Below are 22,114 nucleotides of genomic sequence, written 5' to 3'. Positions count from 1 at the left end.
TTTGAAAAAACGTTCATTAAAATGAACGGTTTAATCGAGATCTATTTGTTTTAATGGTTTAATGGCCGGACCCTCTACAACTTCGCCAGATGGCTTAAAGCGTGATCCGTGGCACGGACAATCCCACGTATGCTCACTGTCGTTCCACTCGACCTCGCAGCCTAAATGGGTACAAGTCGTATCAACGAGATGGAGGCAGCCTGTCTCATCACGAAATGCTCCCGCTCGCCTGCCGTTTATGGTGACGGCTTTCCCTTCTCCTGGCGAAATGTCTTCAAATTGGACATCAGGCTTTTCAAGCTTTCCTTTTATCAAATGCTTGGCGACATCTGCATTGTAGGAAATCACTTTCTGCAACCCGGGATTCAGATGGAAACGGGACGGCGTGAAAATGCTTTCGTATGGGTTTTCTTTTTTCTCCACAAGGTCTGACAATAAAGTGGCTGCGACTGCTGAGGACGTCATGCCCCATTTTTTGAACCCGGTCGCTACTAGAATATTGTCCTCATTTTCCGACATCGGCCCGATAAACGGGATTTTGTCGATCGTCACTAGATCTTGGGTGGACCAATAATATGGAATGCTTTCGATGCCGATGGTGCTTTCGGCCAGTTGTCTCAGTGTTTCATAATGTGTAGACATGGCTTTTCCCTGGCCTGTTTTATGGCTTACTCCGCTGAAGAGAATCAGCTTTTCACCGTTTACAACCGTATAGCGGAGCGCCACTGACGGCTGATCGATACTCAAATACATGCCCTCGGGATACTCGATCTTCGGCTTGATGGCAAGGACATAAGATCTGTCGGAGTACATTCTCGCAGCATATAATCCGCCTCCGTCATAAAAAGGGAAGTGGGAACAGCATATGATAAAGCGGCTCTTAATGGCGTGCCGGCTTTTTGTTACCACTTCGGGCCTTTCGCCTTTTTTGATATCAAGCGCAACGGTCTCTTCATAAATTCGGCCGCCTTTTTGAACAATTTGCTCCAGAAGCGCTTTTAAGTATTGAAGCGGATGAAATTGAGCTTGATTCTTCATGACAAGCGCCAGCTTAGAACCTAAGGGAATTGGAAGATCCTTGATAAGGTCTCTTTCAATTCCGAGCTTTGTGTATGCCTCATGCTCGGTGTGGATTTTTTGAACAGCGTTTTCATTTGCCGTATAAAGATATGCGTCTTGCTCGATCCATTCACAATCAATTTGATGTTCATCCACAATGCCTTTTATGTAATCAATTGCGTTTTGGTTTGCTTCATAATAAAGCCTCGCATGGTTTAATCCGAAATGGCGGATAAATTCGTCGTATATCATGTCATGCTGTGCGGTAACTTTAGCAGTTGTATGCGCAGTGGTTCCGTTAAGAACCTGATTTGCTTCAATCAAAACGACACGGAAGCCTCTCTTCGTAAGTTCATATGCCGTTGTGATTCCCGTAATCCCGCCTCCGATAATGGTGACGTCACATTCAGTGTCCTCTTGAAGCGCAGGAAAAGAAGGCAGGTCAGTTGATGTTTTCCAGTATGTTTCAGGTGCTTCCTTTGCAAAATGTTGATTAGCCAAGCCGTTATACCTCCAATCAGATTTATTCTTAATTTTTCCATATTCTATCTTTTCATACATAGGAAGCAGGCATTGTTCATAACATAATAAGGTTGAAAAGGAGTGATTTCATTGGCGAATCAAAAAAAGAAAACATTACCGCCTCAGCACCAGAACCAGCAGCCTGGTTTTGAATATCTGATGGACCCGCGTCCGGTTTTTGATAAGCCGAAGAAAGCGAAAAAATTAGAGGGCAAAACCGCTATTATTACTGGAGGAGACAGCGGGATTGGACGCGCTGTCTCGGTGTTATTCGCAAAAGAAGGGGCTAATGTGGTCATTGTGTATTTGAATGAACATCAGGACGCCGAGGAAACAAAGCAGTATGTAGAAAAGGAAGGGGTAAAATGCCTGCTGATTGCAGGAGATGTCGGGGATGAAGCGTTTTGCAATGATGTGGTCGGGCAGGCAAGCCAAGTGTTTCCATCCATTGATATATTGGTTAACAATGCAGCTGAGCAGCATGTCCAGCCCAGCATTGAAAAAATCACCAGCCACCAGCTGATCAGAACCTTCCAAACAAACATTTTTTCCATGTTTTACTTAACAAAGGCAGTGCTGCCTCATTTAAAAAAAGGGAGCTCTATTATTAATACCGCTTCAATTACCGCCTATAAAGGCAATAAAACGCTGATCGATTATTCAGCGACAAAAGGCGCGATCGTTACGTTTACAAGGTCCCTTTCCCAGTCGCTTGTTCAGCAGGGCATACGGGTCAATGCAGTGGCACCGGGTCCCATTTGGACACCGCTTATCCCGGCCAGCTTTGCCGCAAAAGACGTGGAAGTGTTTGGTTCAGACGTGCCGATGGAACGCCCGGGGCAGCCGGTCGAAGTGGCGCCAAGCTATCTATACCTTGCCAGCGACGATTCCACATACGTCACAGGGCAGACGATTCACGTCAATGGCGGAACAATTGTGAACGGATAATAAAAAGCCAATCCTTGAAGGATTGGCTTATTCGCTCTGCTTGAGCGCTGCATATTCTTTAGAGAGCGTAAGAAACGCATCTTTATCTTTTTCGTCCAAGGCTTTGTTAATTTGGTCCGTCAGCATGGCAAGCCGACGGTTATACAAGGATTCATCGAGCACCATTTGAATGTAAATATCCGTCATTGTGACATCGAATTCTTTTGTTTTTTGCGTGTTGCGGGACTTCATGAGCTCAGTGTACGATTTTTTCTCTTTCATAAAGAATCCCCCCAATGCCTTTTTTATAGTATATGGATAACGGTCGAAAAAATCAATAAATTTTTATAATTTTTAGACAACTAATACTTGGCAATCTATCGACATATCCTGCAAAATGCCGTAAACCGGCAAGTCTTATGAAAGTAAAATCGGTTTATTACTAGTCATTTAGTACCATTAAATATCATTAAAAGATGATTTTATCTTAAATGTTAAAAAAACCTGTCGTTTTACAAAAACAGATGATAGATTATTAGTATAAATTTTGCAGAAAAAGGATGGAGGCCATAATATGAGTCAGAAAACAGACGCACCTTTAGAATCGTATGAAGTGAACGGCGCAACAATTGCCGTGCTGCCAGAAGAAATAGACGGCAAAATCTGTTCCAGAATTATTGAAAAAGATTGCGTGTTTTATGTAAACATGAAGCCGCTGCAAATTGTCGACAGAAGCTGCCGATTTTTTGGATCAAGCTATGCGGGAAGAAAAGCAGGAACTTATGAAGTGACAAAAATTTCACACAAGCCGCCGATCATGGTGGACCCTTCGAACCAAATCTTTTTATTCCCTACACTTTCTTCGACAAGACCCCAATGCGGCTGGATTTCCCATGTGCATGTAAAAGAATTCAAAGCGACTGAATTCGACGATACGGAAGTGACGTTTTCGAATGGGAAAACGATGGAGCTGCCGATCTCTTATAATTCGTTCGAGAACCAGGTATATCGAACAGCGTGGCTCAGAACCAAATTCCAAGACAGAATCGACCACCGCGTGCCGAAAAGGCAGGAATTTATGCTGTACCCGAAGGAAGAGCGGACGAAGATGATTTATGATTTTATTTTGCGTGAGCTCGGGGAACGGTATTAGAAAAATAGGAAGGAGCTGACCGAACAGGGCAGCTCCTTTCATAAAGCTATGCCGTCGGAATTCCTCCGGTGATGCCATATACCTGAGATGTCACATAGCTTGAATTCTCTGAAGCTAGAAATACATAAACATCGGCCAATTCCACTGGCTGTCCAGCGCGATTTAATGGAGCTGGCGGCGTGCCTTGTCCGAATTTCGGGATGTTTTCCGTCGGCTGTCCGCCGGAAATTTGCAGCGGTGTCCAAATTGGTCCGGGCGCAACTGAATTTACTCTGATGCCTTTGGAAGCAAGCTGTTTTCCCAGTCCGACGGTAAAGCCGATAATGGCGTTTTTCGTTGCTGCGTAATCTAACAGCATCGGGCTTGGATTATAGCCTTCAACTGAGGTAGTTGTGATAATTGAAGCTCCCTCCGGCAAATACGGAAGCGCCGCTTTTACAACCCAGTAAAGGGAAAAGACGTTCACTTCAAATGTTTTATAGATTTGTTCAGTAGGCAGATCTTCGATGTTTTCGACCGCTTGCTGTTTGCCTGCAACGAGCGCTAGCACATCAAGTCCGCCGAGTTCGTGATGCGACTGTTTGACTAGATCTTGGCAAAAGGATTCGTCGCTCAAATCTCCGGGGATCAGCACTGCTTTTCGGCCTTCTGCTTCAATTAGCTCTTTTACCTCTTCAGCATCTGGCTGTTCCTCGGGCAAGTAGTTAATGGCCACATCGGCACCTTCTCTGGCGTAAGCAATCGCGGCAGCGCGGCCGATACCGGAATCGCCGCCCGTGACAAGCGCTTTTCGACCCGTTAGTTTACCTGATCCTTTGTAGCTTTTTTCTCCGCAATCAGGGACAGGCTTCATGTTCTTTTGCAGGCCTGGCGGTTCTTGATATTGTTCGGGAAATTCATCATGAAAAAATGCTTTTATAGGATTCGTAAGATTTGAATCAGACATCAGCAACGCTCCTTTTCTGTTTGGTGTACATTCGTATGTGTACCCCTGAGCATAAGCAGAAAAACATGTTTTGGCAGTTTGAATAGTGAAGGAAAAAGAAAACAAGAAAAAACAAAGCCTTCTTCCATATTTATCTTGTCAAATAAGACTATATGAATTATGATAAATTCGAGCTATAAATCAACTAAATATTGGGTGTTGGGGGAGTGAATCGTCATGAAAAAAGCGGCGGCGGTTTTGCTGTCACTCGGTCTCGTTTTCGGTTTTTCATGCGGAGCTGACCATGTGGCGGAAGCCAAAACAAAGGTGAAGGTCTATAAGAACTGCAAGGAGTTAAACAAAGTATACAAAGGCGGAGTGGCCCGCACATCGAAGGTGAAAAACAAAGGCGGAAAAACGAAGTACAAGCCTTACGTCTCTAAGGACCTTTATGATGCCAATAAAAATAAAGACCGCGATAAAGATCTTATCGCCTGTGAACGGTAAACAAGAAAAAGCAATCTGATGACCAGATTGCTTTTTCTATTGCTTAAGCCGCCTGATCGGCCGCAGCACTTTTCGCCTTCCTTGTCATAAGGCTGACTGCCATCATGACCGTGATATTCAAAAGCAGGGCGACGATGCCGACATTCAAGTCTTTTGCGGATTGCGGCAGAGCCGGAAATAAAGTGCCGATCGTCGTTTCCGTCATTGTAATATAAGTAACTGCTCCGACACCTGCAATAATGCCGGCGAAGGCTCCTTGCTTTGTCACCATATTATGCTTGAACAGGCTGAACAAAAGGGCGGGGAAAAGCTGTGTGACAAGGCTGTAGCCCATCAAAAGCAGCGTAACGATGGTATTCCCGCCTTTGAAGGTAAAATACACCGAAATCAACGCAATCACCGGCACTAAAAACTTAGCAAGAGCCGATACTTGCTGTTCTGTCGTGCGGGGCGCGATTACCTTGTACACATTTTTTGCAAACAGTGTGGAGGCGGACATTAAGATCATAGACCCTGGCACAAGTGCTGTCAGCAGTCCGGCAGCACCGATAATTCCGACAAACCAAGGGTCAAATGCTTGCAGAGACAGTCTCAAAAGCGACAAATCCCCGTCTGCGCCATTCAGATCTGGAACTTGCAGGATAGCCGCGAAGCCGACGAAAAGGACAAAGAGCAGGACCAGCTGGTACAAAGGCATGATGATGGCGTTTTTACGAAAGACTTTTGGGTTTTCGGCTGAATACGAAGCGGAAAACGTGTGAGGCCACATGTAAAAACCAAGCGCTGTCAAGAGTACGGTTGAACTGAACCAGGCCACACTTTGTCCCGATTCGGGGAGCGTAAGAAAGCCAGGCTTTGCCGTTTCAATCTGCTGAAACATGTCTTGAAATCCGCCGTAGTAATGAATTGGCAAATACACACCTAAAAACAGAACGACAACCAGAATCATGATGTCCTTCACAACCGATATCCAGGCAGACCCGTGAATGCCTGAAACCATAACATAAACCGTGATGGAAACAGCGCCGATCCAGATGGCAGCGGTCGGGGTGATTTTGCCGTACGAGGTTTCCGATACAATCAGCCCGAGGCCTTTCAGCTGCAGTACAAGATAGGGAATGAGTGCGGCGATGCCGACCAGTGAAACGAGAATGCCAAGCAGCGGACTGTTGTATTTTTTTGTGAAAAAATCAGACTGCGACATTAGTTTATGCTGTTTCGCGTACGTCCAAACTGCTGGAAGAAGCCAGTAAGAAAGGATGTAGGCCAGACATCCGTAGGCGATGATATAAAAGGCTGGACCGCCCTTTCCGTAGGCCCAGCCGCTGCCGCCGAGAAACGTAAAAGTAGTATAAATTTCGCCTGCCATCAAAAGGAAGACGAAAACAGTTCCGAAGCCGCGCCCTCCGACCGTCCACTGCTCCAGGTTCATGTCTTTTCCTTTTTGGGCGCGTATACCGAGAAAAATACTCAAGAGCAGGACACCGAAGATGATGATGAGAGCTGCATTCATTCTGCTTCCTCCTTTTTATTTTCCTTGTCGAGGACATACACAATCGCCATCAGCGCAGAGGTCAAAAGAGCCCACATCACAATATAGGCAAGAATAAACGGCATGCCGAACACATAGGGGGTCACCTTATTTGCAAAAGGGATGCCGAGTAAGATTCCGATAAAGGGCAAAGCGGCAAGAACGTGAATCAGTTTCATAGAATCCTCCTTCTATTTAGGATTGAGGTGTACAAGCCTAAGCGTACTGAAAATGATGTCGCAGATATCGCAGCACATGTCATTTTTTGGAGTGAAAGGCTGTGGTTCGAATTATAAATAAATTTATTTTGTTTGTATAGTGTGAATTGTCTGAAATTAATGCTCTGAATCGCCCGAAGAGGGAACGGGCAGTATGATTCAAAAGGCTCAGAGTCTGTCTGGGGCAAATAGATAGTATGTTAATAATTCGCTGACCTGCTCACGGATTCGCGGATTAAAATAGCGATGGTTTTCTTCATAACCGTCGATGACAAATGTATAGAGTGTAAAGGCCTCATCGCGTTCCGTCTCGCGGATTGCAATTTTTCTTTTCCTCAGTTCTTTTCTGACCTCCATCAAATCCTTTTGTGCTATTTTTAATGATTCGCTGATAAGCTGTTTATAAGGATGCTTCAATTTTAATGTGCTTTCTTCAATTCCGGCGAGATCACGGTTAAAAATCGTAATGGCCATGGGCAAAAAGAGAGCCCGTTCAATTAAATCGTATATTTCCTCCTGCAGATTTGGCATATTGACTCCTTCTTTCTAAGGGAACGTTTGTTCTATTTGTATTCTATATCGGCTGGTGAAATGTTTCAAGACAGAAAAAATCACCAAAACTTTTTAGTTTTCTGCTGATAATGTGTAGAATAAGGATAGACAAACCCGGTAAGGAGTATAAATGTTGGAGCATTTTTTATCCTATTTGACACAAGAACATTTAACTGAATTATTTCAAAGCTATAGGGCTTTCGGTCCGCTCATTGCTGTGCTGCTGCCTTTAATTGAAGCATTTCTCCCGTTTTTGCCGCTGATCGTGTTTGTGGTGGCGAATACGAACTCGTTTGGCTTGTGGGAAGGATTCATCCTATCCTGGGCGGGATCAACTGCTGGTTCCATTCTCGTCTTTTTGATTGTCCGTCAATACGGACAGAGAAAATTGCTTGGATTTATCCGCAGTCATCCGTCTGTCAGAAAGCTGATGTTATGGGTGGAAAGACACGGCTTCGGTCCCATGTTTCTTCTGCTTTGTTTTCCATTTACACCGTCAGCCGCGGTGAATGTTGTTGCCGGTTTGTCAAGGATCGGAACGCGGCCGTTTATTTTGGCGGCAGCCTCGGGGAAGCTTGTCATGATTTTTATGATCAGCTTCATCGGATATGATCTGCACGCGCTGATTACACAGCCGATTCGAACGGTCATCGCCGTATTGGTGATCACTGTCTTATGGTATGTCGGCAAAAAGGTGGAGCGGTATCTGCATGTAAGAGCCAGTCAGCGTGAGCATGATGGAGGGAGACAGTAACATGAAAAAACGGTTTTGGTTTCTTGCCGGTGTAGTGTCCGTTGTTCTCGCCATTCAGGTTAAAAATGCTGTCTTTATTGATTACAAGGTAGAAGGCGTCAGTATGAACCCGACCTTCCAGGAAGGAAACGAATTGTTGGTCAATAAATTTTCGCATCGATTTAAAACCATCCATCGCTTTGACATCGTCCTTTTTAAAGGCCCTGATCATAAAGTGCTGATTAAACGGGTAATCGGCTTGCCCGGTGAAACGATCAAATATAAAGATGATCAGCTGTATGTGAACGGAAAGCAGGTTGCTGAGCCATTTTTGAAGCATTTGAAATCTGTTTCTGCCGGCAGCCATGTAACGGGTGATTTTTCTTTGAAAGATGTGACGGGAACAAGCAAGGTGCCGAAAGGAAAATATTTTGTCGTTGGAGATAATCGCATATACAGCTTCGACAGCCGGCATTTTGGTCCGATAAGAGAAAAAAATATTGTCGGTGTGATTTCTGATGCCGAATAAAAAGACGCTAATTGAAGAGGCGTCTTTTTGTATGCCGTTTGGAAAAATGTGTTGAAGAAAAATTTGTAAGGAGATATAATCAAAATTGTTACCTATGTAACAAAATTTATATATTTTTTGATTAGAGGGCCGTTTTTATTGGTTTTTGTTCGTTTTTCATGAAACAAAAGGAGTGGTGAATGATGATGAAATATGAAGCAGTGATTATAGGAGGAGGGCCGGTCGGATTTATGCTGGCTTCTGAGCTTGCGATGGCCGGAGTGGGAACATGTGTGATTGAACGGCTTGAAAAACCTGTTCCGCATTCCAAGGCATTGACGCTGCATCCCCGAACGCTGGAGCTCCTTGAGATGAGAGGGATTTTAGAGCGGTTCGTATCCAAGGGAAGCAAGATACCTTCCGGACATTTTTCAATGCTGGATACCCGTCTGGATTTTTCAGGCTTGGATACGAGCTGTCCTTACACGCTTTTGCTCCCGCAGTCAAAAACAGAAAAGCTTCTTGAAGATCATGCACGAAGCCTGGGAACAGAGGTGTTTCGGGGTGCCGAGGCGCTGGCGGTTACGCAAAACGGGGAAGCGGTCCAAACGATTTTTAAGGATCGGGACGGCAGTGTACGGACGATCACAAGCAAGTTTGCCGTTGGGGCAGATGGCGCCGGAAGTACCGTCCGGAAACAGGCAAAAATTGAGTTTCCGGGAACAGACAGCACTGTCACCGCTGCGCTTGGGGATGTGGTGCTCCTTTCTCCGCCGCCGTCAGGCGTGCTGTCCCTTTGCACAAAAGAGGGCGGTGTTATGATTGTTCCGTTATCTCCAGACCGATACCGTGTCGTTGTGATCAGCCCTTATCGCACGCAAACGCCGAAAGATGTGCCTGTGACTGAGGAAGAGCTGAAAGCTGACCTCCTGCGAATTTGCGGAACTGACTTTGGTTTAAGCAACCCTTCGTGGATGTCGCGGTTCGGGAACGCCGCGCGCCAAGCGAAACGGTATCGGGACGGCAGAATCTTTCTTGCGGGTGATGCCGCGCATATTCATTTTCCGGCGGGCGGGCAAGGACTGAATGTCGGTCTTCAGGATGCAATGAACCTTGGGTGGAAACTGGCGGCGGCCATCAAAGGCTCTGCGCCTTCATGGCTTTTGGACAGCTACCATGACGAGCGGCATCCGGCAGCGGAAGGGCTCCTCAGAAACACGGAGGCACAGACAAAGCTGATCGATTTCACTCAAGCAGGCCTCCATTTGCGAAGCATGATGTCGGAGCTGCTGGCCTTCCCTGATGTGAATCGATATGTAGCAGGGCAAATTTCTGCACTCGATGTCAGATATGAAGCTGATCGTACCATGCCGCCGAATCGTTTGAACGGGGCACGGCTCCCTGACATGAAGCTGATTCTTTCCGACGGCAGTTCGGAATGGCTGTACAGCTTTTTCCAAAACGGGTCATTCGTTTTGCTGTCATTGAGGCAGGAAGCTGATGAGCATATCGAAGTGAAAGGCTTACGTACGGTAACCGCCTCGCTTGCAGAACCGAATGAAAAGTTGCGGGATGTGCATACCATATTGGTTCGTCCCGATGGACATGTAGCCTGGGCGGTGGATGCATCAGCGCCCGATTGTGCCGAGGTGATTCAAAAAGGGATCAGCCGCTGGTTTTCCGTCACCAGCCGAATATAATTCAATTCGATTGTTTCATCTGTAACAAAACGGTATGATAGAAGAAACAATCGAATGAAAAAGGATGGAAAACCCGATGAACACAGATCATACGAAACGCAATCTTTTTGAATTGTATGCGGAGCTCATTCATCAGCAGGAGAAATGGGAGGGGCTTATTAAAGCCTTTTTATCTGACGAATTGGGGAAGCTGGATGTAGAGCACGGGAGTAAATCTCAATTGACGATGACAGAAATTCATGTTCTATCCTGTGTCGGGGACAATGAACCAATTAATGTCACGTCGATAGCAGAAAAAATGAATACGACAAAAGCGACTGTATCACGCATCAGCACAAAATTGCTCGGCGCAGGATTCCTTCACAGAACACAGCTCAGCGATAATAAAAAGGAGGTCTACTTCCGATTGACGCCTGCTGGAAAAAAGCTGCACAGTTTGCACAAATATTATCATCAGAAGGCTGAACAGCGTTTTCTGTCATTTTTTGACCGCTATACCGAGGAAGAGATTCTTTTTGCGGAACGGCTGTTTCGGGATCTGGTGACAAAATGGTATCCGTCGTCAGAAGAAATTGAAGGGGGGCTTCCTAGCATTTTTAAATAAAAAACACGCACTGCGGTGCGTGTTTTTCGCTTTGTTTCTATCTTTTTCAAGGCTGTAACGTAAATCAGATTTCCTCTTGAAGAATGAAATTCAAGATGTTCAGGAATTTGCACTGCTTATACGATATGTCTATTAGTATCTTTATTTTATACGTTTTCTACTGTGTTTTTGATGCTTTGTTTTCAAGTGAAATAGGGTCTTCTGTTTTAGTTCTCCTAATCTTTACAGAAATACCTACTAGAATGACCGCCATAGTTGTAAATATTCCCATGGTTAATAAGATCGTATCCTGGTTTAAACTCCATCCAATTAAGAAAGAGATGATCGCTCCTCCGAAACTTGCCGAGGCAATAAATAAACTTGTAACTTCGTCAACGTACTTCTGAATAATGATTGATGCTAGTGTTAAAGCAATGGGAAATATCCCCGCTATACTTAGGCCAATCAAAAATGTACCACTCAATTGAAGTATTGGGTTACTTATATAAGAGAAGGCAATCAACAAAACAATTAAACAACTACAGCTAAAAAGAAGGTATTTGGAAAAATCAAGCCTTCTACTTACGAAACCAATCAATATTCTTCCTATGATGATCCCTACCCAGAAAAAGGAGACACTTATAAGACTAATTTGTTCATTGTCTTGGTTTATCATGATTGAAGGTAAAAAGTTGGCAAAATTTGTTTCGATTCCAGCATATAGGAAAGCAAAAAATACAAAAAAGCCTAATTGCTTTGATTTTTTTCTATCTCCTATAAAGTATTGAAATGCTCCTCCATCTGAAAAGGTCACTTGTTGGTTGGCATTCTTAGCGTACTTTCGGTTCTTGGACAAGAAAATTAACCACCCTACAAATAGGACGAATAAAAAGGTGAATATACAGTAATACGGTAAAAACCAGTTATTGATATCTATGAAGGAATTAATTAATAATGGGAAAGATAAAGCGCCTAATCCAAAGAGAACTTCCAGCTTACTCATTTTTTCTGCATTACTTTCGAAATTAGCAATAACAAACGAACCAACTGTCGTTTCTAATGTGCCTGCCCCATATCCTAAGAGAAAAGCCATTACAATAATATAATACCAATCCTTGGTTAGAAAAAAGATACTTAACGCTACAAGCATTATTGTCAAAGCTAAAGTAAGTGTCCTAAAATGACTGTATTTCTTAATCATTAACGGTGCGATTAATACTCCGCTCAGAAATCCGGTAAACTGAAAGAAGATTATGACCGAAATATCATCTGTTGTCTTGTTAAAAGCCTCTAATAGAAATGGTGTCAAACTCCCTGTTGATATATGGATAATACCTACTGTAAAAAAGAAAGCATATCCAAATAAATATGTCCCTCTTAACATTCATTACACCCCTATATGAAAAAGCAGGAAAGTAAATTCCTGCTTTTTTAGTAACTTCTCTCTTTGAAATACTAGTTGACTGCTGAAACAGACCTTGGTTGAGAGTTGCTGTCTTTCTCAAAGAACATTTCTAACACTTCCTGAGATCTAAAACCATCACTAAAAGAAGGGATCTCAACCCAATCATTCTGAGTTGATGCAATCCAATTGATTAACTCGCTTCTAAAAGAATCAGCCCATCCATAAAACTCGTTTGGCGGATCGTTTAATAGGCTTTGCGGTACTGGGCAGTCTACCACGTTCAAGCCATCTATGAGCTTGTAAACGTGAGGATTACCTGTGTGGTATTTAAACTCTTTTTTGTGTCCAACTACCTCAATGCTAAAACCACAGTCTTCAGGTACAGAACATTTTGATGTGATGATATTTACAAATACCTTGTTCTTCAGCTGGCCATAAATTTCTGCATAGTCATCTACAAGTACCTGTTTATCCTCTTTTGTTTTTACATTTGTGTTCATCTTTGCCCTTACTGATTCTGTGATGAAATCACTCTCGAACAAATACCATACCATGTCAATAAGGTGAATACCCAGATCCCCCAATGACCCGCTGGTTTTCTTACTATTAGCGTCATCTCTCCAAGTAAACTTCTTACGTCTAAGTGCACTATTTTTCTTGAAGTGTACTTTTATGGACAGTATGTTACCTAGTTCATTATTGATAATTAAGCTTTTTAAGATATTTACGTAAGATAAATATCTATAATTAAATCCCATACTGGCTCTTACGCTCAACCTTTCAGCGGTATCTTTCATTATGCTTGCTTCTTCAAGAGAAATAGCCATAGGCTTTTCACACAATACATGCTTATGTTTTCCTAATGCTTGCAAAGCATATTCTTTATGGCAAAAGTTTGGTGATGCTACAATTAAACCTTCTGAGGCATCAATTAGTTCATCTGCGTTTTCAAATGACTTCCCGCCGAAAGTTTTCACAAAGCTTTCCGCATTTTGTTGATTTATGTCATATACCCCTACTAACTCTGCATTTTTTATTGTAGATAAAGCAGTTGCATGCGCTCTTGCAATACCACCTGCACCTATGATTCCTATCTTCTTCATTTTTATTTCCTCCTCATGATCCAATTAATTTTTTTAAGGTATTAGTAATTCCTTTTGAGTACTCACTATCAGTTATAAGGTTGTGCAAGTTTTTGGCTTCCTGTGTTGCATTTTTTAGCAGATATCCATTCCCTACTGTCTGTAACATACGAACATCATTTCCACTATCCCCAAATGCGATAGCTCTTTCGGTATTTAGGTTGTATTTCTCTAACATAAACGTTACAATTTCATTCTTTCCTGTCCCTGTGGGGATAAAATCTACATCATAGCTGTCTTCTGGATCGCCTGCTAAGGGATTACACCGATTTATATTTACTGAAACGCCATATTCCTCGCAGATTTTTTCAATTGCTAATAGGTTTTTCTTGTCGTTTATTTCATCTTGTTCCTGATAGTAGAAGTTATGCTTATACCGTGACTTTCCTAATTGAGTTTGAGGATTCAAAAGAATGTTATGATTTTCATGTAGCTGTTTCACAAGTTTTTCAACCTTTTCTTTACTAAACCCTTCATTAATGCGACTGTTCCACTTGTTATCTTGCTGACCGAAGTTATGCTCTGAAAAGTACGTAATTTCAGTTCCAAGATCACTAGCTATAAAATGCGGAAAATATCTAAATTTTCCTCTTCCCATTTTATCGAGAATAGATTCTATACTGCTCCCAGTAACCCATCCGATTATTAGCTTCCCATCTTTACTTTTTTGTTCTAGATAGTCTTCGAGTTCATAGATGTCTTGTTGCTTTTGTTCGTCGATTGTATGCGGAAAATACGTTTCATCAAAATCACAAAAAACAATATACTGAGGATGTTCAACCGTGGATAACGTTTTATACTCCGATTTCTTGCTTAATAACATGAAACAGTCCCTCCATTACTCTGTCTTGTTCTTCTAAAGTAAATGACGGATATAAAGGCAAATGCAGTACCTGACTATGAGCCTTTTCCGTATGAACCAATTGGAGTCCTGCATACTTGTCCTGTACTAAAGGAGTTTTTTGCATATGAGACAGTATTGGATAATATACATCTGTTTGAACACCAAAATCTTCATTTAATTTAGTCATGATATCTGCCCGATCTTCTGTTCTTACCTTAATAGGAAACAGATGCCATACATGATCTTCACTTAATTCTGGTAATTCAATATAGCCTTTATTCTGCAACTCTGCTAATTGGGTAATGTATCTATCCGCCAAGAACAATCTTTTGAAGTTGTTTAATGAAAGGTACTTCATTCTCTCTAAACCAATTGCTGCCTGTAAATTGTCCATTTTTGAATTAAATCCAAAATTGATGACTTTCTTATTTTTTACATTTACTTCAAAACCGTGATAACTAAATTGAATGCATTTTTTAGCGAGTTCTTCATTATCAGTTGCTATTGCCCCAGCCTTGCCACATACACCAAAATTCTTATAGGGATTAAAACTTAATGTAGTGATGTCTGCATACTTTCCTAAGTCTGTCAGTCCAATTCCTTGGCAGGCATCTTCAATTACTTTCAATTTATAACGATTTGCGATTTGACGAATATGCTGCATGTCTGAATGTTTTCCGTATAAATGCACAGGTAGAATAAACTTTGTATAAGGAGTTATTGCTTCTTCAATTTTGTCAGGATCGATGCAGAATGTTTGTGGGTTAATATCTACATAGATAGGAACGCCTCCCAAAGCTAACACAGCATTTTCAGTAGCTGAAAAGCTATTAGCCGGCATGATAACTTCATCCCCTGGGTTTAATCCTAAAGCCAATAAACCTATCATAATAGCATCGGTTCCACTGCTGGTTGCAATTACATACCTTTTATGTAAATATGTAGATAAAACTTTTTCGAATTGCTCTAAATAGGAACCACTCGTAAATTTTCCAGTTGGCAAAACTTCAGTTAATGTATTTAAGATATCTTCCACTTCATCATTGGTTATTAATCTGTCTACAGGCAAAAAAGGGACTTTACTGATTTCACGATTTTTTTGATAGTTGAAAAGATCATGTTCAATATCTATCTTTTCTTTTAATACTTGTTTCCACCGCTCGTTTACAATACTGTCTTCAATAACAAGTTCTTTTCCTTGTACGTCACCTTTTAAGTGTTTTAATAGTGACATGTTTTCTTTGCTTTTACCTGAAATCTTAACCTGTTTTTGCATGAACAGTACCTCCAATGATTTTATAATCTAAAAATTTATTACAAATTTATCCTAGTTTCTGAAATCGGTAACATGTCAACAACTTTTTTAAGGAAGGGAAAATATGCCTACAATTGATGAAATAGCAAAATTATGCAATGTGTCTAAAACCACAGTGTCAAGAGTATTGAATAATCATCCTTATGTGTCGAAAGAAAAAAGAGATATGATCTTAAAGGCTATTAACGAACTTGACTACACTCCCAATTATTTAGCTCGGAATTTTAGGAGAAATAAGACACAAACGATAGCTTTATCGGTTCCGAGTATCGACCATCCATTTTTTGCTCAATTAATAAAAGGGGTCTCTCATGAAGCACTGTTTAAGAATTACAAGGTAATTGTATTTCAGACCTTTTATGACAAACAGACGGAGCTAGAATTACTAGAGTTATTGAAGCATAAAGAAGTGGATGGCATTATTCTTGGGACTTTAGAAAATGAATGGGATCAGATATCCCCTTTCTTAAAGTATGGTCCTATCTTATTATGTAATGAATATCATCACTCAGCGGACATCACGATAATTGGGTATGATGAATTTGAAGCCGCATACATGGGGGTAGTACATTTAATTGAAAGAGGGCATGATAAAATTGGGTTTTGTTTTGATACTCCATATAGCGAAGCTCAATGTCAGAGGAAAGAGGGTTACTTGAAAGCTTTACAAGATTACAATTTACATCATAGAAGCGAATGGATATTCGGCGAAATGTTTAATATCGAGGATGGCTTTCGTGTTTTTCATAAGATAAAGGATCTAAAGGACAGACCCTCAGCAATATTTACAGGAAATGATCAAGTCGCCGCAGGGATTATTAAACAGGCGATGAAAAATGGCTTTAAAGTTCCAGAAGACTTAGCTGTAATTGGTTTTGACAACCAATTGATCTGCCAAGTCGTTACTCCGACCATAACAACAATTGATATCCCCGTAATAGAATTAGGCCAACAGGCTGTGTTGAAAATCATCGAGTCCATTTCGGGTAATGCCACTTTAAACAGAAGAATTATTAAACTGCCAACAAAGCTTATTATAAGAGAATCAACGTAACGATAGATTTCCCTTTATCATTTTATATCTTTATATAAGAAAAAGAGGTTATTCATTTTAACCTCTTTTTCAATCGTAAGTCGTCAATTATTTCTTTCATTTCACCCTCTGGCAGCACTCACTTCAAACCTGATCCATTAACAACGAAATATCCGCTTATATTTCCCCATCTCGATGGTTTGCGAATTAAAAGTTCTTGAACCTTTTTTTCAACTAGGCACTACTGCCGCTGATTGAGCTCTTTTTGTCTTTTTTTTCACCATGAAGATGGTGAAGCAGACGATAAAACGGCGGCAGCAGGGCAATAACCAGAATGACGCGAATGACCTGAACCGCAACGACAAAGGTGGAATCAGCGTGTAAGGTAACTGACGTCGTCGCCATCTCTGCAATCCCGCCGGGCGCAAATGCCAGAACAGAAGTGATGAGCGAAATTCCTGTCAGCTCGGAAACGATCACGGCGCTCAAAAACATTGCTGCGATTAAACCGACGGACGAGACAAACCCGACGATGATAATACGGGTGACGCCGGCAAACATGCTTTTGTACATCTTAGAGCCGATCGTTGCCCCGAGAAATACTTGTGATACATGGTTAGCTTGTGACGGCCACCATGCCGTCATGTCGTGCCCTGTCACCGCAGCTCCGCCAACATGTACAATTGCTACACCGAGCATGCTGCCGAGCAGCCATGGAGCTGGAAATTTTAAAAATTTCGCAGCTTTGCAAGCTCCCCAGGCAGCGAGAATAAGAATGACGGTCCACAAAACGGGAGCGAGCCTAAAATCTGTCGTTGCAGAAGAAATCGTCTCTGCTGCGGCACTTGCGGTACGATCTTGTTTTGTATAGATCAGAATGACTAAAAACGGAATGGAAAGCACCACGAGCAGCACACGCATCATTTGAACGAGGCTGACTATAGCGGTATTGGCGCCTACTTCCTGTGCGATGCTCGGCATGGCTGAAAGCCCGCCGGGAGCGGTGCCGACAAAGCTAGTCATCATATCCGTTTTGCTGAAACGCCAAAGCACATATCCTGACAGCATGGCCAGCAGGATAGACAATATCAGCATAACGCCGACTGAAAACCAATGGTCTTTGAGAACAGAGAGAACGGATAAATTCAGCTTTTGGCCCAATTCGATGCCGAGGATCATCTGCCCGAGGGCGAGCCATCGTCGGTTAATTCCTTTTTGGTCTGGTGCCATCATCAGCCATGCCGGCCGTATCATGGCGAGGCAGCAGGCGACAATCAGTGTTCCGATCATCCATCCAATTGATATTCCGGTTAATGAAAGAATAAACCCCCCGGCTGCACTGATTGCGATAAACCATAGATCTTTGAGGAGATTTTCGTCTTTCTTCAATGTAAAACCCTTCTTCCTTTTTCACGTAACACTCCAATTGTTCACGTAGTGAATGTATTTATTACTATAGTATATTTTTGTTGATAAAGAAATTATGAATTATTTTCTATAAGCGATTCACTTTTCTTATGACCTTGTGTTCGAGCTTTTCTATTGTGTAAGTCAGAGATAAACCCGCTGTCAGCAGACACACGGCAAGAGCGTAAAAAATCACTTCTCCGCCAAATGATGTCAGGATCAGCCCGCCTGCCAGCGGTCCGATTGAGCGGGATATATCCCAATGCAGACCATAGACAGCATAAAACCGGCCCAGCAAATGAGGCGGCGCCAATTTTGATATGAAGGTCTGGATGTGGGTTAGCCCGATGCTTTCGCCAACCGTCATCACCGCTGCCGTCACTAAAAGCATTGTCAGGGAGGTTGAGCATGCAAAACCGGCAGCCGCAAGGGTGTAGCAAATATAAGTAATGAAGAGGATCGTTTTCATTGAAAGCTTTTCGGTCCCTTTGACAAGAGGTACTTGGAGAACACAGCTGAATAAAGCTTTTGCTGCTGAATAGATGGTCAGCATGGACAGATAATCAGAAAACATGTTTTTGCTGAACAGTCTGTATGTTGTTTCTGTTTGTGCATATAACATGCTGATGGGGAGAGAGAGCAGCAAAAGAAGCAGGACAGGCCTGTATATTGTAAAGCTCGCGGACATTTTCGGGGTAACAGCTGGGTGTAGCGGCTTTGTCTCAGGCAGTTTCAGTGCAGCGATCAGAAAGTAGATAAACAATGCTGCAGCATCTAATGCGAATATCCACACGGGGTTATGATTGTACAGCAGCATCCCCACTAGCGGTCCTGCCGTCAGACCCGTCGAATAGATCGCATTGATGACCGCAAACACTTCCGAACGTCTGCTTTCCGGCGTGCTTTCAGCGATTTGGGCGCGGGAAGCGGGAATGTACAACGATCTTCCGATGCCATTCATGACATAGAGAATAGCGAAAACATACGCATGCTCAGCAAATACAAACCCTGTCATTGCCGCTGATTGAAGAAGCAATGCGGTCAAAATCGCTGTGCGCCGCCCAAGCCGGTCCGTCACCCGTCCTGCAGCGAGCGTCAGGAAAATATCAGCAAATGGCTGAAGGCTGATGATCAGCATTGGCATCATGATACTGCCGTTTAATTGTTCATGCAGATACAGCACCATAAAAGGTCCCATCATTGCACCTGTCAGGCTTGTCAGCAATTCGCCGAAAAAGCGGAGCCGAACGGGAGCGGTATATCTCGATTTTATAGAGTGAAAACTGGTCAACATGTGATCGCCGCCTTTCGCTGTTTGATATAGTAGTAGTGTATAGAAGGGGCGGCGGCCCAAAAAGTGAAGAAAAGAAGAGATAAAAGTTCCCCTTTTGTCGGGAGGTGCGGGGATTGAAGCTGATAGAGCACTACGTGGCGCTTGTAAAAACAGGCTGCGCCGAGTATGGGCAAATGAACGAAATGACGCTCACTGAGATTGCCGACTGTTTATTTTGTACAGAAAGAAATGCAAAGCTCATTTTACATAAGCTGGAGAACAGCAATTGGATTATCCGGGAAAGCGGGGCGGGGCGCGGCCGCAAATCTAAAATCGCGTTTCTTCGGAGGCCTGAGGAACTGCTTCTTCAAACTGCAAAGGAATATACCATGTCAGGAAAGCTTAAAAAGGCAAAGGAGCTGCTTCAGCAGTATCAGTCCGCGTTTCCAGGGCTTCAAAACGAATATAACATGTGGCTATCAGAGGTATTCGGATTTGTGACGGAGACAGGCGAGAATGGGGCGAAGGATGTCCTGCGGCTGTTCATCACGCCTGAATCTGTCAGCAGTTTGGATCCATGCCAAATATTTTTGCGGTCTGAGGGCCATTTCGTCAAACAGATATTTGATACACTCTTCACGTTTGATTCGGATATGCAGGAGCCGAAGCCTCATTTGGTTCATGGATGGGAAGAGGTCGGAAAAAAACAATGGAGATTTTTTCTTCGAAAAGGTGTGTTATTTCATAATGGACAGCCGCTGACATCGCGGGACGTTGCGTTTACATTTCAGCGCTTTTTGGAACTGGCTGACAACCCGTATAAATGGCTTCTGCACGGAGTGAAACAAGTCTTAGAAAAGGGCCCTTATTGTGTGGAGCTCATACTCGATAAGCCGAATGCGCTTTTGCCGTATGCTCTTTGTGATGAACGGCTGTCCATACTGCCGGCAGAACAGGGCGGCGGGAAAAATGGACAGGGCCTTTTCAGATGAATCAGCAACATAGCGGGATGCTTGTGCTTGAAGCCAATGAGCGCTACTTCAAGGGACGCCCCTATTTGGATCGCGTTGAGTTTGTGTTTTCTGAGCAAGCCGGAGAGATGAACGGTTTTACCATTCAAGAAAAACAAACATGTCCTGAGCAGCAAACTGTCTTTGATGAGCGGCATGTTCAGTATTTGTCGCTTAATCTGAAAAAGAAGGGGCCTCTTCAGCACCGAAGCTTTAGAAAAGCGCTCCGGCTGCTGATTTCCTCTGAACGGCTCGTTCGTGAAGCGGGAGGGCACCGAAGAATTCCGGTTACGTCCTTTTTGCATCCGAGTCCTTTTGAGTGGGAGGGCGTTTCGCCATCTGAATTGTTGAAAAAAAGCGGATACGAGGGCGAAACAATCGTGCTTTATACCTTTTCGGAAACGGATCATCGTGAGGACGCCGAATGGATTCAAAATATTTGCGCCCAGCACGGTATCAGGCTTACACTTCAATTCTGTGATGCTGCTGATCTGCGACGGCCGGAAATCGTGCAGATGGCGGATATCATTCATGACAGTGCGACGTTTTATCAAGACAGCGAGTTTGGTTTTCTGCATTTGCTGCTGTCGGAGAACAGTTTCTTGTATCAGCATCTATCTGAAAAGCTGACACAGATTTGCTCAGGAATGACAGAGCGGATGTTTTCCATGCCTGACCGCTGTTCGAGAATCAACATCCTGCGTGACATTGACCGGCAGATGATACAGGAGCTGAACGCGATCCCGCTGTATCAAAATGTGCTCCAGGTGACATCAAGTAAAAATGTAAAAGGCCTGGTGCTTGATGAAGAGGGATGGATTGATTTGTACTCCGTATGGCTGTCCAAATAAAAAGAGGGTTCTTTTTTGAACCCTCTTTTTTACGCTGCCATGCTGCGGCATTGTTCAGCACAGGTGAAGCAGGCTTTCGCACATGCTTGGCAATGATCATGATCGTGCTTTCCGCATTCAGTGCCGCATGCTTCACAAATATCGGCGCAAAGTGCACAAATTTCTTTCATAAACGGGCTGTCCGTTTGCATGGCTTTGACCGCCAGCGCGCAAATATCCGCGCATTCCCTGTCAAGCCGGATGCATCCGCTGAGATGATGCTGCACGCTTTCTTCCAAGCATTTAGTGAAACAATGATTGCAAGCCTTCATGCAATCGATGCAAGCCTCAATACAAGCCTCAGAATATTGCTCCATGGTTGATTCCCCCTGTATGACAGTATATGGTTTTATGTTTCACGGCTGCATTTGAAAAAAACAGGGGAGTGTGTTTTTAGCTAAGGGGATATGTACATATACCCTGAATGGGTATATCTAACGTTCCATCAGATAGTATAGGAACCAGACAGCGTGATTTTGTTCATCACGTGCTGCGCGCGTAAAGACGCCTTTCGCTTTTAAGTTTGACGTTTCCTCGGCCGCACGCAAGTAAAAGTCGACGGTTTCTTGTTCATCTTTAAAAGCGGCGTCCAGTCCTCTTGTGAAATTGTCCGGGCATTCTTCCGTTTGTTTCGGCATGATGTGTTTGCCGGTAATTGAACCATACAGTGTGGAAAATTCACGGAGGTGGCGAATCTCGTCACGCCTGATTTCTTCAATCTGTTTTCTGACCTCATCGCTGTGGGCGAGTTCGGCAAGCTTGCGGTAGCATTGAATAGCACTGAATTCTCCGTTGATGGCCTTCTGCAAATTCCGAATCAAAACAGGATCTTCCCGGTATGGCACCGGATAGGGATAGTAGCTGTAATGCAAGGGGA

Annotated in this window: 22 protein-coding genes and 1 pseudogene; 9 read left to right on the top strand and 14 right to left on the bottom strand. The window is 43.2% G+C overall.

What is annotated here, in order from left to right; genetic code table 11:
• Positions 1-30 precede the first annotated feature (30 nt).
• Positions 31-1,560: an FAD-dependent oxidoreductase gene (locus tag BGM23_RS16455; protein WP_003245031.1), complete on the bottom strand. Its 1,530-nt coding sequence runs from the start codon at positions 1,558-1,560 to the stop codon at positions 31-33.
• A 111-nt stretch (positions 1,561-1,671) separates the two neighbouring features.
• Here BGM23_RS16455 and BGM23_RS16450 point away from each other — a divergent pair, with 111 nt between their 5' ends.
• Complete coding sequence (locus tag BGM23_RS16450) at positions 1,672-2,529, top strand: SDR family oxidoreductase (protein ID WP_003245662.1); 858 nt, start codon at positions 1,672-1,674, stop codon at positions 2,527-2,529.
• A 27-nt stretch (positions 2,530-2,556) separates the two neighbouring features.
• On the opposite strand, the gene BGM23_RS16445 is transcribed toward BGM23_RS16450, so the two are convergent.
• Positions 2,557-2,790 (bottom strand): IDEAL domain-containing protein, encoded by a 234-nt coding sequence (locus tag BGM23_RS16445; protein WP_003233142.1) that lies wholly within the window; start codon positions 2,788-2,790, stop codon positions 2,557-2,559.
• A gap of 292 nt (positions 2,791-3,082) precedes the next feature.
• Between BGM23_RS16445 and comK the strand changes: the two genes are divergently transcribed.
• A complete protein-coding gene (comK, locus tag BGM23_RS16440) occupies positions 3,083-3,661 on the top strand; it encodes a competence transcription factor ComK (protein ID WP_029317573.1) in 579 nt (192 codons plus the stop codon).
• 46 nt (positions 3,662-3,707) lie between these two features.
• On the opposite strand, the gene BGM23_RS16435 is transcribed toward comK, so the two are convergent.
• Entirely contained in the window at positions 3,708-4,607 is a 900-nt protein-coding gene (locus tag BGM23_RS16435; RefSeq protein ID WP_003245421.1) for an SDR family oxidoreductase, read from the bottom strand.
• Positions 4,608-4,823: 216 nt separating this feature from the next.
• Between BGM23_RS16435 and BGM23_RS16430 the strand changes: the two genes are divergently transcribed.
• On the top strand, positions 4,824-5,093 hold the full coding sequence (locus BGM23_RS16430; RefSeq protein ID WP_029726293.1) for an excalibur calcium-binding domain-containing protein: 270 nt from the start codon (positions 4,824-4,826) through the stop codon (positions 5,091-5,093).
• Between the two features lie 43 nt (positions 5,094-5,136).
• Here BGM23_RS16430 and BGM23_RS16425 read toward each other — a convergent pair whose 3' ends face one another.
• From BGM23_RS16425 to BGM23_RS16415, 3 genes are all read right to left on the bottom strand, one after another.
• Positions 5,137-6,606: a sodium:solute symporter family protein gene (locus BGM23_RS16425; protein ID WP_029726292.1), complete on the bottom strand. Its 1,470-nt coding sequence runs from the start codon at positions 6,604-6,606 to the stop codon at positions 5,137-5,139.
• Positions 6,603-6,803 carry a DUF3311 domain-containing protein gene (locus BGM23_RS16420; protein ID WP_003224377.1) on the bottom strand — a complete coding sequence of 67 codons (201 nt, stop codon included), beginning with the start codon at positions 6,801-6,803 and terminating at the stop codon, positions 6,603-6,605. The genes BGM23_RS16425 and BGM23_RS16420 overlap by 4 nt, the downstream gene beginning before the upstream one ends.
• Positions 6,804-7,010: 207 nt before the next feature.
• Positions 7,011-7,373, bottom strand: coding sequence for a YhjD family protein (locus BGM23_RS16415; protein ID WP_003233132.1), 363 nt, complete (start codon positions 7,371-7,373; stop codon positions 7,011-7,013).
• Between the two features lie 151 nt (positions 7,374-7,524).
• Here BGM23_RS16415 and BGM23_RS16410 point away from each other — a divergent pair, with 151 nt between their 5' ends.
• From BGM23_RS16410 to BGM23_RS16395, 4 genes are all read left to right on the top strand, one after another.
• Positions 7,525-8,148, top strand: coding sequence for a TVP38/TMEM64 family protein (locus tag BGM23_RS16410; protein WP_010886465.1), 624 nt, complete (start codon positions 7,525-7,527; stop codon positions 8,146-8,148).
• A 1-nt stretch (position 8,149) separates the two neighbouring features.
• Positions 8,150-8,656, top strand: coding sequence for a signal peptidase I (gene lepB / locus BGM23_RS16405; RefSeq protein ID WP_003233128.1), 507 nt, complete (start codon positions 8,150-8,152; stop codon positions 8,654-8,656).
• A gap of 179 nt (positions 8,657-8,835) precedes the next feature.
• Positions 8,836-10,335, top strand: coding sequence for a monooxygenase (locus BGM23_RS16400; RefSeq protein WP_003233126.1), 1,500 nt, complete (start codon positions 8,836-8,838; stop codon positions 10,333-10,335).
• Positions 10,336-10,411: 76 nt separating this feature from the next.
• The gene (locus BGM23_RS16395) at positions 10,412-10,939 is read left to right on the top strand and encodes a MarR family transcriptional regulator (protein ID WP_015715632.1); all 528 of its coding nucleotides are present in this window, start codon (positions 10,412-10,414) and stop codon (positions 10,937-10,939) included.
• 157 nt (positions 10,940-11,096) lie between these two features.
• Here BGM23_RS16395 and glcP read toward each other — a convergent pair whose 3' ends face one another.
• The 4 genes from glcP to ntdA form a co-directional block, all read right to left on the bottom strand.
• Entirely contained in the window at positions 11,097-12,302 is a 1,206-nt protein-coding gene (gene glcP / locus BGM23_RS16390; protein WP_003233122.1) for a glucose/mannose transporter GlcP, read from the bottom strand.
• A 71-nt stretch (positions 12,303-12,373) separates the two neighbouring features.
• A complete protein-coding gene (gene ntdC, locus BGM23_RS16385; protein ID WP_003233120.1) occupies positions 12,374-13,426 on the bottom strand; it encodes a glucose-6-phosphate 3-dehydrogenase NdtC in 1,053 nt (350 codons plus the stop codon).
• A gap of 13 nt (positions 13,427-13,439) precedes the next feature.
• Positions 13,440-14,288, bottom strand: a complete 849-nt coding sequence (gene ntdB, locus BGM23_RS16380) for a kanosamine-6-phosphate phosphatase (protein WP_003233118.1) — start codon at positions 14,286-14,288, stop codon at positions 13,440-13,442.
• The gene (ntdA, locus tag BGM23_RS16375) at positions 14,260-15,585 is read right to left on the bottom strand and encodes a 3-dehydro-glucose-6-phosphate--glutamate transaminase (protein WP_003233116.1); all 1,326 of its coding nucleotides are present in this window, start codon (positions 15,583-15,585) and stop codon (positions 14,260-14,262) included. The genes ntdB and ntdA overlap by 29 nt, the downstream gene beginning before the upstream one ends.
• Positions 15,586-15,688: 103 nt before the next feature.
• Between ntdA and ntdR the strand changes: the two genes are divergently transcribed.
• Complete coding sequence (ntdR, locus tag BGM23_RS16370) at positions 15,689-16,678, top strand: NTD biosynthesis operon transcriptional regulator NtdR (protein WP_003233114.1); 990 nt, start codon at positions 15,689-15,691, stop codon at positions 16,676-16,678.
• Positions 16,679-16,891: 213 nt separating this feature from the next.
• On the opposite strand, the gene BGM23_RS16365 is transcribed toward ntdR, so the two are convergent.
• Positions 16,892-18,046, bottom strand: a complete 1,155-nt coding sequence (locus BGM23_RS16365) for an AbrB family transcriptional regulator (RefSeq protein ID WP_003233112.1) — start codon at positions 18,044-18,046, stop codon at positions 16,892-16,894.
• A 106-nt stretch (positions 18,047-18,152) separates the two neighbouring features.
• Positions 18,153-19,358, bottom strand: coding sequence for an MDR family MFS transporter (locus tag BGM23_RS16360; protein WP_003233111.1), 1,206 nt, complete (start codon positions 19,356-19,358; stop codon positions 18,153-18,155).
• A gap of 113 nt (positions 19,359-19,471) precedes the next feature.
• Between BGM23_RS16360 and BGM23_RS16355 the strand changes: the two are divergent.
• Positions 19,472-21,198, top strand: a pseudogene (locus BGM23_RS16355) (ABC transporter substrate-binding protein).
• Positions 21,199-21,227: 29 nt separating this feature from the next.
• On the opposite strand, the gene BGM23_RS16350 reads toward BGM23_RS16355, so the two are convergent.
• The gene (locus BGM23_RS16350) at positions 21,228-21,554 is read right to left on the bottom strand and encodes a four-helix bundle copper-binding protein (protein WP_009966950.1); all 327 of its coding nucleotides are present in this window, start codon (positions 21,552-21,554) and stop codon (positions 21,228-21,230) included.
• Positions 21,555-21,671: 117 nt separating this feature from the next.
• On the bottom strand, positions 21,672-22,109 hold the full coding sequence (locus BGM23_RS16345; RefSeq protein ID WP_003245806.1) for a ferritin family protein: 438 nt from the start codon (positions 22,107-22,109) through the stop codon (positions 21,672-21,674).
• Between the last annotated feature and the right edge of the window lie 5 nt (positions 22,110-22,114).

The organism is Bacillus sp. FJAT-14266 (genome assembly GCF_001719225.1).
In the GTDB taxonomy this organism is placed as follows: domain Bacteria; phylum Bacillota; class Bacilli; order Bacillales; family Bacillaceae; genus Bacillus; species Bacillus subtilis.
Note: the sequence above shows the minus strand (reverse complement) of the source record. Positions and strands in the feature narration are given on the sequence as shown.

Excerpts from the sequence above, each read along its gene's own strand:
- BGM23_RS16445 (WP_003233142.1), bottom strand. The coding sequence starts at position 2,790 with ATGAAAGAGAAAAAATCGTACACTGAGCTCATGAAGTCCCGCAACACG.
- comK (WP_029317573.1), top strand. The coding sequence starts at position 3,083 with ATGAGTCAGAAAACAGACGCACCTTTAGAATCGTATGAAGTGAACGGC.
- BGM23_RS16435 (WP_003245421.1), bottom strand. The coding sequence starts at position 4,607 with ATGTCTGATTCAAATCTTACGAATCCTATAAAAGCATTTTTTCATGAT.
- BGM23_RS16430 (WP_029726293.1), top strand. The coding sequence starts at position 4,824 with ATGAAAAAAGCGGCGGCGGTTTTGCTGTCACTCGGTCTCGTTTTCGGT.
- BGM23_RS16425 (WP_029726292.1), bottom strand. The coding sequence starts at position 6,606 with ATGAATGCAGCTCTCATCATCATCTTCGGTGTCCTGCTCTTGAGTATT.
- BGM23_RS16420 (WP_003224377.1), bottom strand. The coding sequence starts at position 6,803 with ATGAAACTGATTCACGTTCTTGCCGCTTTGCCCTTTATCGGAATCTTA.
- BGM23_RS16415 (WP_003233132.1), bottom strand. The coding sequence starts at position 7,373 with ATGCCAAATCTGCAGGAGGAAATATACGATTTAATTGAACGGGCTCTC.
- BGM23_RS16410 (WP_010886465.1), top strand. The coding sequence starts at position 7,525 with ATGTTGGAGCATTTTTTATCCTATTTGACACAAGAACATTTAACTGAA.
- lepB (WP_003233128.1), top strand. The coding sequence starts at position 8,150 with ATGAAAAAACGGTTTTGGTTTCTTGCCGGTGTAGTGTCCGTTGTTCTC.
- BGM23_RS16400 (WP_003233126.1), top strand. The coding sequence starts at position 8,836 with ATGATGATGAAATATGAAGCAGTGATTATAGGAGGAGGGCCGGTCGGA.
- BGM23_RS16395 (WP_015715632.1), top strand. The coding sequence starts at position 10,412 with ATGAACACAGATCATACGAAACGCAATCTTTTTGAATTGTATGCGGAG.
- glcP (WP_003233122.1), bottom strand. The coding sequence starts at position 12,302 with ATGTTAAGAGGGACATATTTATTTGGATATGCTTTCTTTTTTACAGTA.
- ntdC (WP_003233120.1), bottom strand. The coding sequence starts at position 13,426 with ATGAAGAAGATAGGAATCATAGGTGCAGGTGGTATTGCAAGAGCGCAT.
- ntdB (WP_003233118.1), bottom strand. The coding sequence starts at position 14,288 with ATGTTATTAAGCAAGAAATCGGAGTATAAAACGTTATCCACGGTTGAA.
- ntdA (WP_003233116.1), bottom strand. The coding sequence starts at position 15,585 with ATGCAAAAACAGGTTAAGATTTCAGGTAAAAGCAAAGAAAACATGTCA.
- ntdR (WP_003233114.1), top strand. The coding sequence starts at position 15,689 with ATGCCTACAATTGATGAAATAGCAAAATTATGCAATGTGTCTAAAACC.
- BGM23_RS16360 (WP_003233111.1), bottom strand. The coding sequence starts at position 19,358 with ATGTTGACCAGTTTTCACTCTATAAAATCGAGATATACCGCTCCCGTT.
- BGM23_RS16350 (WP_009966950.1), bottom strand. The coding sequence starts at position 21,554 with ATGGAGCAATATTCTGAGGCTTGTATTGAGGCTTGCATCGATTGCATG.